Origin of the sequence: Pseudomonas lactucae, from assembly GCF_016937615.1 — a bacterium.
GTDB lineage: Bacteria > Pseudomonadota > Gammaproteobacteria > Pseudomonadales > Pseudomonadaceae > Aquipseudomonas > Aquipseudomonas lactucae.
Genome location: NZ_JAFHKI010000062.1, coordinates 13538 through 25252 on the forward strand (window position 1 = coordinate 13538; position 11715 = coordinate 25252).

10 protein-coding genes and 2 pseudogenes are annotated in these 11715 nt (G+C 63.4%); 6 read left to right on the top strand and 6 right to left on the bottom strand.

Annotated elements, in window-relative coordinates:
* Positions 1 to 43: 43 nt before the first annotated feature.
* On the bottom strand, positions 44 to 1135 hold the full coding sequence (locus JWR98_RS12410) for an NADH:flavin oxidoreductase/NADH oxidase (RefSeq protein ID WP_205490166.1): 1092 nt from the start codon (positions 1133 to 1135) through the stop codon (positions 44 to 46).
* Positions 1136 to 1225: 90 nt separating this feature from the next.
* On the opposite strand from JWR98_RS12410, the gene JWR98_RS12415 reads away from it, so the two are divergent.
* From JWR98_RS12415 to JWR98_RS12430, 5 genes and pseudogenes are all read left to right on the top strand, one after another.
* A complete protein-coding gene (locus JWR98_RS12415; protein ID WP_205490167.1) occupies positions 1226 to 1525 on the top strand; it encodes an ArsR/SmtB family transcription factor in 300 nt (99 codons plus the stop codon).
* A gap of 155 nt (positions 1526 to 1680) precedes the next feature.
* Entirely contained in the window at positions 1681 to 2571 is an 891-nt protein-coding gene (locus JWR98_RS12420; RefSeq protein WP_078732744.1) for a bestrophin family protein, read from the top strand.
* A 142-nt stretch (positions 2572 to 2713) separates the two neighbouring features.
* Positions 2714 to 3793 (top strand): annotated as a pseudogene (locus tag JWR98_RS30195) (cache domain-containing protein); the annotation flags it as partial.
* A gap of 348 nt (positions 3794 to 4141) precedes the next feature.
* Positions 4142 to 4657, top strand: a pseudogene (locus tag JWR98_RS30200) (methyl-accepting chemotaxis protein); the annotation flags it as partial.
* Positions 4658 to 4748: 91 nt separating this feature from the next.
* Positions 4749 to 5570, top strand: a complete 822-nt coding sequence (locus tag JWR98_RS12430) for a DeoR/GlpR family DNA-binding transcription regulator (protein WP_205490169.1) — start codon at positions 4749 to 4751, stop codon at positions 5568 to 5570.
* A gap of 60 nt (positions 5571 to 5630) precedes the next feature.
* On the opposite strand, the gene otnI is transcribed toward JWR98_RS12430, so the two are convergent.
* From otnI to ltnD, 5 genes are all read right to left on the bottom strand, one after another.
* Positions 5631 to 6422, bottom strand: a complete 792-nt coding sequence (otnI, locus tag JWR98_RS12435) for a 2-oxo-tetronate isomerase (RefSeq protein WP_078732741.1) — start codon at positions 6420 to 6422, stop codon at positions 5631 to 5633.
* Between the two features lie 15 nt (positions 6423 to 6437).
* Positions 6438 to 7898, bottom strand: a complete 1461-nt coding sequence (locus JWR98_RS12440) for a GntT/GntP/DsdX family permease (protein ID WP_205490171.1) — start codon at positions 7896 to 7898, stop codon at positions 6438 to 6440.
* 97 nt (positions 7899 to 7995) lie between these two features.
* Entirely contained in the window at positions 7996 to 8640 is a 645-nt protein-coding gene (gene otnC / locus JWR98_RS12445) for a 3-oxo-tetronate 4-phosphate decarboxylase (protein WP_078732739.1), read from the bottom strand.
* Positions 8637 to 9929: a 3-oxo-tetronate kinase gene (gene otnK, locus JWR98_RS12450; RefSeq protein WP_205490173.1), complete on the bottom strand. Its 1293-nt coding sequence runs from the start codon at positions 9927 to 9929 to the stop codon at positions 8637 to 8639. The genes otnC and otnK overlap by 4 nt, the downstream gene beginning before the upstream one ends.
* Positions 9930 to 9939: 10 nt before the next feature.
* Positions 9940 to 10950: an L-threonate dehydrogenase gene (ltnD, locus tag JWR98_RS12455; RefSeq protein WP_341870873.1), complete on the bottom strand. Its 1011-nt coding sequence runs from the start codon at positions 10948 to 10950 to the stop codon at positions 9940 to 9942.
* A gap of 138 nt (positions 10951 to 11088) precedes the next feature.
* Here ltnD and JWR98_RS12460 point away from each other — a divergent pair, with 138 nt between their 5' ends.
* Positions 11089 to 11679 (top strand): amino acid synthesis family protein, encoded by a 591-nt coding sequence (locus tag JWR98_RS12460; RefSeq protein ID WP_078732736.1) that lies wholly within the window; start codon positions 11089 to 11091, stop codon positions 11677 to 11679.
* Positions 11680 to 11715: the final 36 nt, after the last annotated feature.

Here is an 11715-nt window from a genome sequence, read left to right on the forward strand (position 1 = left end):
CCTCTCCACACGTTCAAAGTCGCATCCGAGAGGTACCTACGCCTCAGCGATAACGTTCCAGCCAATGCGCGTAAGGCGCCGGCAAGGTCCAGGACGATTTGTCCACGCCCAACTCCTTGGCCGCAAAGTAAGCCCAGTGCGGGTCGGCCAGATGCGCACGACCGACCGAGACCAGGTCAAGATGACCGGCCTGCAACGCACCTTCCGCCAATTGCGGCGTGCCAAAGCCCCAGGCCGAGGTCACCGGAATACCGGCTTCACGGCGCACGCGCTCGGCAATCGGCCCCATGAAGGCCGGGCCCCATGGGATCTGGGTGTCGGGAATGGTGAAACCGACGCTGACGCTCAGCAAGTCCAGGCCACCGGCCTTGAAGTTACGCGCCAGTTCGATGGACTCGGTGAGGGTCTGCTCGTCGCGGCCATCATATTCAATCACGCCGAAACGCGCGGTCAGCGGCAGGTTTTCCGGCCAGACTTCACGCACGGCGGCCAGGGTTTCCAGGAGGAAACGGCTGCGGTTGTCGAAGCTGCCACCGTAGGCGTCGGTGCGCAGGTTGGAATGCTCGGAAAAGAAGCTCTGGCCCAGGTAACCGTGGGCGAAGTGCAGTTCGATCCATTCGAAACCGGCATCGCGGGCACGGCGGGCGGCGTCGACGAAATCCTGTTTGACCCGGGCAATGTCATCCAGGGTCATGGCGCGCGGTACGGTCGGCAGGTTTGCACCAAAGGCGATGGCCGACGGCGCGATGGTTTCCCAACTGCGCGCGTCGGATGCCGGGATGTGGTCATCGCCTTCCCAGGGGCGATTCGCGCTGGCCTTGCGCCCGGCGTGGGCGATCTGGATGCCTGGCACCGAGCCCGCAGCCTTGATGGCCTTGACCATCGGCACGAACGCCTCCGCGTGGGCATCGCTCCAGATACCGGCACAGCCGGGGGTGATACGGCCTTCCGGTGAGACCGCGGTGGCCTCGACCACCAACAGACCGGCACCACCACGGGCCATGCCGGCCAGGTGCACGTGGTGCCAATCGTTGACCATGCCGTCATCGGCCATGTATTGGCACATCGGCGGAATGGCGATGCGATTGCGCAGGGTGACGTCTTTAAGTGTGAACGGTTCGAACAAGGCGGACATCGGGAACTCCAGAAGCAGGTGAGTGATTCGATAGTTCGATGGTAATCGAACAATGGTATTCAGCGATACCCCCCTGTTATGATCCGCTGCATGCGAGCCTTCAAACACCCTGCCCCGCAAGACCTGACCCTCGAGCGCGTGCTCTACGCCCTGAGCGATCCGGTGCGCCTGGACATCGTCCGCCACCTGGCCGAGGTGCCCGAGGCGACCTGCGGCGAACTGGACGGCGGACGGCCCAAGTCCAGCATGTCTCATCACTTTCGCGTATTGCGCGATGCTGGCCTGGTAAACACCCGCAGCGTGGGCACCACGCATATGAATTCGTTGCGGCGCGATGAGCTGGAAAGCCGGTTTCCAGGGTTGCTGGCGAGTATTCTTTGCCAGCAATGACGGCGCGTCGGTTTCACCGTCATTGGGAGTTTTTGGATCCAACTCTAATGCGAAAATGCGCTAATTAAACGATTCAGGCCACACGGCGAACCTTCACCCCAGCCCGGCGTCCGAGCTAAGGCACTGTTGCTTGCCGCTCGCCGCGAGGTTGTCGTTTGAAAGCCGCCATCATCAAAAAGTACCGCTTGATCATCAAGACCATGGGCTACGTCGGCTGGTCGCTGTTTTGGCTGCTGCTATGGGATATCGCCGTGACGGTGGATTTCATGCTGTTTCTCAACGCCAAAATCAACCTGCCGCTGATGCCGCTCACCTTGCTGGGCTCGGCGCTGATCGTGTTGATCAGTTTTCGCAACAGCAGCGCCTATAACCGCTGGTGGGAAGCCCGCACGCTGTGGGGTGCGATGGTCAACAACTCACGCAGCTTTGCACGCCAGGTGCTGACGCTGCTGGACGACCCCGGCAGCGAGGTGAACCCGATCAAGTCCACCCTGCTGCGCCGTCACGTGGCCTACGTGAATTGCCTGGCCGCGCACCTCAAGGGCGAGCCGTGTCCGGAGGAGGTACGCGCCTTTATCCCCACCGAAGAATTCGCGCGCAACGGCGCCACCAATAACTTCGCCAACGATATCCTCACCGGTTCGGCCGCGCTGCTGGCCCGGGAATACAAGGCCGGGCACCTGGACAGTATTCGCCTGGCGCGGCTGGAGTCGACCCTGGTGGACCTGTCCAACGCCCAGGGCGGCATGGAGCGGATCGCCAACACGCCCCTGCCCTACCCGTACGTGTATTTTCCACGCCTGTTTATCTCGTTGTTCTGCCTGATCGTACCGGTGGGCCTGGTGGAATCCCTGGGCTGGTTCACGCCGCTGGCGTCGACGGTGGTGGGCTTCATGCTGCTGGCCATCGAACGCATCGGCACCGATCTGCAAAGCCCGTTCCGCTCCAGCGAACACCAGATCCAGATGGAAGCCATCTGCGAAACCATCGAAAAGAACCTGCAATCGATGCGTCGCGATGCCCTGGCCGACGACCAAATCGGCTGATCGCGCCCCGTGCCCTAAAGTGCGTGCCCTCGCGGTCGATAAACCGAGGGTACGCATGGGCATATCCCCTCATAACAACACATGCAGCGTTCAGCACTAACGTTTCTCCTTGCCAAAACTACAAATACCCGCAGGTGAAGTCATGAATATCAAGCAGAAGTTGACCTGGGCGTTCGCGGCAATCGCGTGCGTGCCGGTCATACTCGTGGCCGTGTTGGTAGTGCTGAATCTGCGCGAGGGGGCCCAGGCCAATTTCCTCGACAGCAGCGGTCGCGAAATACGCCAGATCGACAATGGCATGAAACAGTTTTTCGACGGCATCAGCCAGAACGTGGACTTCGTGGCCAAGGACCCGCGCGTTGTCGCGGCCAAGGACCTCAAGAGTTACGCCGGCGCCGATGCGGCGCAAATCCCTCTGACACCGACCAATAAAGAGCTGCTGGCGATTTTCGACCAGTTCGCCAAAAGCCATCCCACCACCGCCTATCTGTCCCTGGGACTGAGCGACGGCGGCTACGCCAGTTGGCCGGACGACACCAAACTCAACAATTACGACCCACGCGTACGCCCCTGGTACAAAGCGGCCATCGCCGCGCCAGGCGCCACCGTGCGTACCGGTGCCTACTACTGGGCGCCGGATGACGTCGTGCTGATCGGCACCGTGCACACCGTCGCCGACGCCACGGGCAACATTCTCGGCGTGGTCGGCCTGGACGTGTCGCTCAAGCAGCTCACCGAACTGGTGCGCAACATCAAGCTGGGCGACAGCGGCTACCTGATGCTGGTGGAAGGCAACGGCAACGTGCTGGTCGACCCCAGCGATGCCAAGCACAACTTCAAACCCCTGGCCGAGCTGGGCCCCAACTACGCCGAACTGGCCAAACGCGGCGACGGCGTGACCCAGATCGACATCGACGGCGTGGCCTACATGGCCAACGTGGTCAGCTCCAAAGACCTGGGCTGGCGCTTTATCGGCCTGATCAAGCGTGATGAAGTGATGGCCGAAGCGACCCGCCTGACCTGGCTGATCGGTGCCATCGCGGCGGTACTCGCCGTGGTCTTCGCCATCGTCGGCGCCAGCTTCGCCCGCGTCATCGTGCGCCCGATTCGCGGCGTGGCCGACGGCCTGCAAGAGATCGCCGAAGGCGAAGGCGACCTCACGCGCCAACTCAAAGTGCAGGGCAAGGACGAAACCGCCAGCCTGGCGGGCTGGTTCAACCAGTTCCTGAGCATGATCGCGCAGTTAGTGCAGCGCATCGGCAACGCCTCCTCCGACCTGCAAAACGCCGCCGCCGACACCAGCGAAGTGGCCAACAACATGAACCAGGCCGCCGGCCGCCAGCGTGAAGCGGTGGAACTGGTGAGCACCGCGTTCAACGAAATGGTCGCCACCGCCAACGAAGTCGCACGTTCGTGCAGCGCCGCTGCGTCAAGTGCCGATGAAGGCTACCGCGACGTGCACGACGGCCAGCAACACATCGGCGAAGCCACCGGCAGCGTGCTCAAGCTCAGCGAAGACTTGCAGAAGTCGACCCAGACCATGCAGTTGCTGGAGCAGGACAGCCAGAACATCAATACCATCCTCGACACCATCCGTTCGATTGCCGAGCAGACCAACCTGCTGGCGCTCAACGCCGCGATTGAAGCTGCGCGTGCCGGTGACCAGGGCCGAGGTTTCGCCGTGGTCGCCGATGAAGTCCGCGCCCTGGCGCGCCGCACGGCGGATTCCACCGGCGAAATCGACAGCCTGCTCGGCAACCTCGCCCGCCGCACCCAGGAAGTCACGCAGCAGATGCAAGGCAGCTTGTTGGTGTCCCACACCAGCGTCGAACGCATTCAGCAGGCCCGTGACAGCTTCGACAAGATCCGTGGCTCGGTGGACTCGATCCGCGACCAGAACACCCAGATCGCCACCGCCGCCGAAGAACAGCATCAGGTGGCCGAAGAGATCAACCGCCACATCGCGCAGATCCATGCCGATGCGCAACTGGTCGAAGGCTTTGCGCATTCGGCGCAAACCGGCTCAGGTCGCTTGACCGATATTTCCGGTCAGCTCAAAGGGCTAGTGGGTCGCTTCAAGTTCTAGCCGCTGTCACACCGGGGTCGCCTGCGGGGGCGTGTATTGGCTACTATAGCCACGCGTTCCCCGCCCTTTACCCAACCACCCCGGAGCCTCAATGCCCAACCCCAAGGACACGGCCGCCGACAGCAGCGCCCCGATGATTCCCGAGCAGCGTCGCGAGCAAATCCTGCGGCAATTGCGCAAGCATCAGGTGATGAGCGTGCATCAGTTGATGGAGATGTTCGACTGCTCGCACATGACCGTGCGCCGCGATATTGCCTTGCTGGAGCAGGAGGGCCGGGCGTACTCCGTCACCGGTGGGGTACGTATCGCCAGTCAACTGCACAGCGAGCCCAGCCATCAATCCAAGGCCGTGGTGGAACTGCCGCAAAAGCAGGCCATGGCACGGCTGGCCGCGCGGCTGTTGCACGCGGACATGACGGTGTACCTGGACGCCGGCACCAGCACGCTGGAGATCGTGCCGTATATCAAGGCACTGTCGGGAATGACCGTGGTGACCAACGACTTCGGGATCGTGCAGGCATTAATGGACGCTACCCAGGTCACGGTGATCCACACCGGCGGCCAGCTGGACCATGACAATCATTCCTCGGTCGGCGGGCTGGCGGTGGCGACCCTGCGCCAGGTGGTCACGGACATCGCCTTTGTGTCGACCAGCTCCTGGGACTTGCACCGGGGCATCACCACACCCTCCGCGCTGAAGGTCGAAGTCAAGCAGATGGCCATGCAATCGGCGGCTCAAGTGGTGCTGGTGGCGAGCAGTTCCAAGTACGGCACCTTCAGCATGTACCGCATCGCCGGGCTGGAGCCGTTCGACGTGATCATCAGCGACGACGCTCTGGCCCCAGCGGCCGCAGACGGCATCCGTAAGCGTGGCATTGACTTGATGCTGCCGGGCGATCCGCCGTCAGCCTGAGCCTGAAGGCGAAGGCAGAACCGACGGATGAATCGTTGGAAAATCGGGGCAAGCCCCCTGCTACACGCCTCGAGTCGCCTTCCAGTCGCGCAACCATTGCAGGCCCGCCGAGGTATCGCCCTTTGGCCGGTACTCGCAGCCGACCCAGCCGTCATAGCCCAACTGGTCGATCAACTCGAACAGGTACGGGTAGTTCAGCTCCCCCAGGTCAGGCTCGTGACGGTCCGGCACGCCGGCAATCTGGATGTGGCCGATGCCGGCGAAATCGCGGCGCAGCTTGGTGGCCAAGTCGCCTTCGACGATCTGGCAGTGGTAGCAGTCGAACTGCACCTTGAGGTTGCTCGCCCCCACTTCCCGGCAAATGGCGTGGGCCTGGTCCTGGCGATTGAGGAAGAACCCCGGCATGTCGCGGGGGTTGATCGGCTCCAGCAATACCGTGACGCCGACCTCGGCCGCCGCCGCGCTGGCGTAGGCAAGGTTTTCCAGGTACACGGCGTGATGGCGCTGGCGCAGGTCTTCCGAGGGCAGCAAGCCGGCCATGACATGCACACGCCTGTTGCCCAGCACCGCGGCGTACTCCAAGGCCCGGTCAAAACCGCCGCGAAACTCGGCCTCGCGCCCCGGCAGGCTGGCGATGCCGCGCTCCCCCGCCGCCCAGTCACCGGGCGGCGCATTGAACAGGGCCTGAACCAGGCCGCTGTCACTCAGGCGCTGCTGGAGCACCTCGGCGCTGTATTCATAGGGAAACAGGTACTCCACCGCGTCAAAACCGTCGGCCTTGGCAGCACTGAAGCGCTCAAGAAAATCATGTTGCGGATACAGCATGCTCAGGTTGGCAGCAAAACGAGGCATAGCAACTCCCGAAAATCAGACAAAGGGCCAAATCAATAGTGTAATCACGAAACCCAAGGTGCCCAGCAAGGTGGTGATGACGGTCCAGGTCCGCAACCCATCGGCCACGTTGAGCCCGGCGAGCTTGGTGAAGATCCAGTAGCCGGCGTCGTTGATGTGCGACATGGCCAGCCCGCCACCGCCCATGGCCAGGCACAGCAGCGCCAGGTGGTTGGGCGTCAGGTTGAGGGTGGCGATCAGCGGGCTGATGATACCGGCAGTGGTCACCAGGGCGACGGTGGTGGAACCCTGCACGGCGCGCAACAGCATGGTCAGCAGGAACCCCAGGGCCAGCACCGGCAGGCCGGTGGTGCGCAGCAGGTCGGAGACCACCGCGCCGATCCCGGTGTCCACCAACACCTTGCCGAACACCCCGCCGGCACCGGCGATCAGGATCACCATGGCCACGCCCGGCAAGGCCGAGCCGATCACATCCGACACCTGGCTGCGACTCCAGCCTCGGCGCGAGCCCAGCAGCCAGGCGCACAGCAAGGTGTCGATCAGCAGCGCCACCAGCGGCGCGCCGAGCACCGTCATCACCCCACGCACCACCGATTCAACCGGCAGTAACGAGGTGGCCAGGGTGCCCAGCAGAATCAGTACGATAGGCAGCAGAATCAGACTGACGATCAGGCCAAAGCCCGGCGCCGGGGCCGGCGGCAGCTTGGCGACGATGGCACTGGTGGACTCTTCCAGGCCCATATGGGACTCGGCAACGCCCGCCTGCCGCTCCGCCTGGTCATGGCCGTTGCTCCAGGCGCGCAAATCTTCGTTGGTGACGTGGGGGCCATAGACTTCGGCGCGAATATCGTCGGTCATGGGATAGAAGCGCCGCGTCATGCGCCCCGCCACGCGGTACCCGACATAACACAGCAACGCGGTGATCGGCAGGCCGAACATCAGCACCCGGCCCAGATCGGCGCCCAACTGGCTGGCCGCCGCCACGGCACCCGGATGCGGTGGCAGAAACGCATGCACCGTCAGCAGCGCCGCGCACATCGGCAACGCAAACACCAGCAACGGCTTGCGCGCCCGACGCGCCACGCCGTAGGCCAGCGGCATCAGGATAATCACCCCGACTTCAAAGAACACCGGCACACCGATGATGAACCCGGCGATAGTCAACGCCAGTGGCGTGCGGCTGTTGCCGAACCGCTCGATCAGCGACTTGGCCAAGGCCTCGGCGCCACCGGACAACTCGATGATGCGCCCGATCATCGCGCCCAGGGCGATGATGATCGCGATATGGCCGAGGGTCTTGCCCATGCCGCCTTCGATCGTCGCCACCAGATCGGCCGGTTTCACCCCGGCCACCAGCGCCACCACGATACTCACCAGCATCAACGCGACAAACGGCTGGAATTTGTACTTGAGGACCAGGAACAGCAGCAGCGCGATACCGGCGCCGGCGGTCAACATCAAAATCAATGGGCTCATTCGGGGATGTCCTGTTGTTATTGTTTTTGGGCGCAAGCCGGCCCCGTCGAAAACCGCGGGCGGGTCTCGAGTGGTGCTTGCAGTATGGGTCTGCGGGTTACCAGTGCGCGCCGAACGTCTCGCGCAGTTCATCCAATGCATCCGTGCTCAACGGTTCGGGCCGGGGGTTGCTCATCAACCACAGCCGTGCGGTCTCTTCCAGCTCCTCCAGGGCATAGCTGGCCTTGGCCACCGAGCTTTCCCAGACCACCGGCCCCAGGCGTTCGAGCATCACGCCACGCACGCTGTTGGCCAGTTGCGCCACCTGCTCGGCCACCTTGGGCGAGCCGGGGCGCTGGTAAGCAATCAGCGGAATGTGCCCGACCTTCATCACCTGATACGGCGTGAGCGGCGGCAGGATATCGTCCGTGCGCCATACCCCGGCCAGGGTCAGCGCCACCAAATGCGTGGAATGGGTATGCACCACGCCGCCCACCGAGGGATTGCGGTCGTACACCTGGCGGTGCAGGGCCAGGGTCTTCGACGGTTTCTCGCCGGACACCCACTCGCCTTGCAGGTTGACCTTGGCAATGGACCCCGGCGCCAGGCGCCCCAGGCAGACGTCGGTCGGAGTGATCAGCCAACCGTCGTCCAGGCGCGCACTGATATTGCCGGCGCTGCCGACTGTGTATCCACGCTGGTAAAGACTGCGTCCCACGTCGCAGATTTCTTCGCGCAGGGCCTGCTCATCGATGCCACTCATTGGGCGCCTCCCGCCAGTTGCGTCAAGGCTTTGGCAAAGAAGTCGCGGCCACCGAAGTTGCCCGACTTGAGCGCCAGCGCCAACGGTTCGGCGCAACTGCTGAGCGTGGCCGGCACGCCCGGGTCAATCTGTGCGCCAATCTGCAACAACGTGACGCCAAGGGCCTTGACCACCGCCCCGGAGGTCTCCCCGCCCGCCACCACAAAGCGTCGAACACCCTGCTCACGCAAGCCGGCGGCGATCTGGCCCAATGCCGTTTCCACCAGGGCACCGGCGCGCTCGACACCCAACTGTTGCTGCACGGCCTTGATCTCGTCCGGGCTGCTGGTGGCGTAGATCAATACGGTGTCCGCACGGTCGCGGGCAAACGCCAGTGCTTGCGCCACCACCGGTTCACCGGCGGCCAGCGCGATGGGGTCAAGGCGCAACGCCGGGCGGCCGAATTCGCACCAGGCCGCGACCTGGCCCAGAGTCGCCACCGAGGCACTGCCCGCCAGCACCACTTCGCCACCGCCGACCGTTGGCAACGCCGTGACATCGAAGTCGCGCAGTTTACCGGCGCGGCGGAAATTAGCCGGCAGGCCCAACGCCAGACCCGAGCCGCCAGTGAGCAACGGCAAGTCGGCGCAGGCGCTGCCCAGGGTGTAGAGGTCCTGGTCCGACAGCGCGTCGGCAATGGCGATACCCACCCCCTGCGCGCGCAGTTCGGCGATCTTTGCACGGGTTGCGTCAACACCGGCGGCAACCGTGTCGTAGCGCAATAACCCGACCGGCAATGGTGTCTGCTGTTGCAGCACGCGCACCAGATTCGCGTCGCCCATGGGCGTCAGCGGGTGATGCTGCATGCCTGATTCGCTGAGCAACTGGTCCTGCACGAACAGGTGTCCGCGGAAAATCGTGCGGCCGTTTTCCGGAAACGCCGGGCACGCCAGGGTGAAGTCGCCGCCCAGCGCCTTGAGCAACGCCTCGCTGACCTGGCCAATATTGCCGGCGGCGGTGGAATCGAAGGTGGAACAGTACTTGAAGAAGATCTGCTCGCAGCCTTGTTCGCGCAGCCACTGCAACGCGGCCAGCGATTCCTCGACGGCCTCGGCAACGGGCGTGGTGCGCGACTTGAGCGCGATGACGATGGCGTCGGCGTCCAGCCCCTGGGCGACTTCACGGCCGGGGATACCAATACTCTGCACCGTACGCATACCGCCGCGCACCAGCATATTGGCAAGGTCGGTGGCGCCGGTGAAATCGTCGGCGATGCAGCCCAGCAAGGGACGTGCGTTGGGGTTAGTCATGCGGCGTTCCTCACACTGACTCGGGCTTGGCGGTCGGCAAGTCGATACCCGGGAAAATCTTGATCACCGCCGAGTCGTCCTCGCGGCCAAAACCGGCGCTGGAGGCCTGCATGAACATCTGGTGTGCGGTGGCGGACAGCGGCAATGGAAACTTGCTCGCGCGGGCGGTATCCAGCACCAGGCCGAGGTCCTTGACGAAAATATCCACCGCCGACAGTGGCGTGTAGTCGGCCTTGAGAATGTGCGGCACGCGGTTCTCGAACATCCAGGAGTTACCGGCACTGTGGGTGATGACCTCGTACAAGGCGTCAGCATCGACCCCTTCGCGCAGGCCCAGGGCCATGGCCTCGGCGGATGCGGCAATGTGCACGCCGGCGAGCAACTGGTTGATGATCTTGACCTTCGAGCCCAGGCCATGCACGTCGCCCAGGCGATAGACCTTGCCGGCCATGCCCGCCAGCACCGCGTCGGCCTTGGCGTAGGCGGCCTGCGGGCCGGACGTCATCATGGTCATTTCACCGGCGGCGGCCTTGGCCGCACCGCCGGAAATCGGCGCATCCAGATACAGCAGGCCGTGTTCGCCCAAGCGCTGCCCCAATTCCACGGCGAAGGTCGGCGCCACGGTGGCGCAACCGATCACCAGGCTGGCGCGACGCAGCGACGCCACCGCACCGCCTTCACCGAACAGAACGGTTTCGGTCTGCTCGGCGTTGACCACCACCGTAATGATCACATCACAGGCATCCGCCATCTGCGCGGGTGACGCGCACGCCACGCCGCCTTCGCCGGCGAACTGCTGGGTGACCGCGTCACGCACATCACAGGCATGCACATTGAACCCTGCGCGCAACAGCGAGCGGGCAATGCCCAGCCCCATCGCGCCCAGACCGATCACACCGACATTCTTATTATTCATGGGTACTCCAGGGGAAAGCGGCGGCTGACACCACACCGGCGAGCCGCGTTGGAATTGCTCTCGATCATCCACCAATGAACGGATTATGTGAAGTATTTTTTCGATCTAACATTTTTTAACATCGATACCACTTTTCCCTTTGTCGCTTCACACCACGCAAACTCGTTTCGGACACTTGTGCTTTTCGTATTATGGTATACCATCATACGCAAGCCTCTCCCCTACACCTGATGGAGCCGTCACATGAGTTTCGAAATCCGCAAGATCGTCAGCTACGTAGAAGAAACCTTCATCGAAGGCGGCAAAGCCGCGGACACCCCGGTGACCATGGTCGGCCTCGCCGTGGTGTTGAAGAACCCCTGGCTGGGTCGTGGTTTCGTCGAGGATCTGAAGCCTGAGATCCGCGCCAATTGTTCCGACCTTGGCGCACTGATGGTCGAGCGCCTGGTGGGCATCATTGGCGGCGCCGAAAAAATCGAAGCCTATGGCAAGGCCGCTGTGGTCGGCGCCGATGGCGAGATCGAACACGCCAGCGCGATCATCCATACCCTGCGCTTCGGCAACCATTACCGCGAAGCGGTCAAGGCCAAGAGCTACCTGAGCTTCACCAACAAGCGTGGCGGCCCGGGCACCTCGATCCAGGTCCCGATGATGCACAAGGACGACGAAGGCCTGCGTTCGCACTACATCACCCTGGAAATGCACATCGAAGACGCGCCGCGCGCCGACGAAATCGTCGTGGTGCTGGGTTGCGCCGACGGCGGCCGCCTGCACCCGCGCATCGGTAATCGCTATATCGACCTGGAAGAGCTGGCGGCGGAAAAAGCCCAGTAAGCAACACCGGCCACCACAACAAAAAGCATGCAGGAG

Excerpts from the sequence above, each read along its gene's own strand:
- JWR98_RS12410 (WP_205490166.1), bottom strand. The coding sequence starts at position 1,135 with ATGTCCGCCTTGTTCGAACCGTTCACACTTAAAGACGTCACCCTGCGC.
- JWR98_RS12415 (WP_205490167.1), top strand. The coding sequence starts at position 1,226 with ATGCGAGCCTTCAAACACCCTGCCCCGCAAGACCTGACCCTCGAGCGC.
- JWR98_RS12430 (WP_205490169.1), top strand. The coding sequence starts at position 4,749 with ATGCCCAACCCCAAGGACACGGCCGCCGACAGCAGCGCCCCGATGATT.
- otnI (WP_078732741.1), bottom strand. The coding sequence starts at position 6,422 with ATGCCTCGTTTTGCTGCCAACCTGAGCATGCTGTATCCGCAACATGAT.
- JWR98_RS12440 (WP_205490171.1), bottom strand. The coding sequence starts at position 7,898 with ATGAGCCCATTGATTTTGATGTTGACCGCCGGCGCCGGTATCGCGCTG.
- otnC (WP_078732739.1), bottom strand. The coding sequence starts at position 8,640 with ATGAGTGGCATCGATGAGCAGGCCCTGCGCGAAGAAATCTGCGACGTG.
- otnK (WP_205490173.1), bottom strand. The coding sequence starts at position 9,929 with ATGACTAACCCCAACGCACGTCCCTTGCTGGGCTGCATCGCCGACGAT.
- JWR98_RS12460 (WP_078732736.1), top strand. The coding sequence starts at position 11,089 with ATGAGTTTCGAAATCCGCAAGATCGTCAGCTACGTAGAAGAAACCTTC.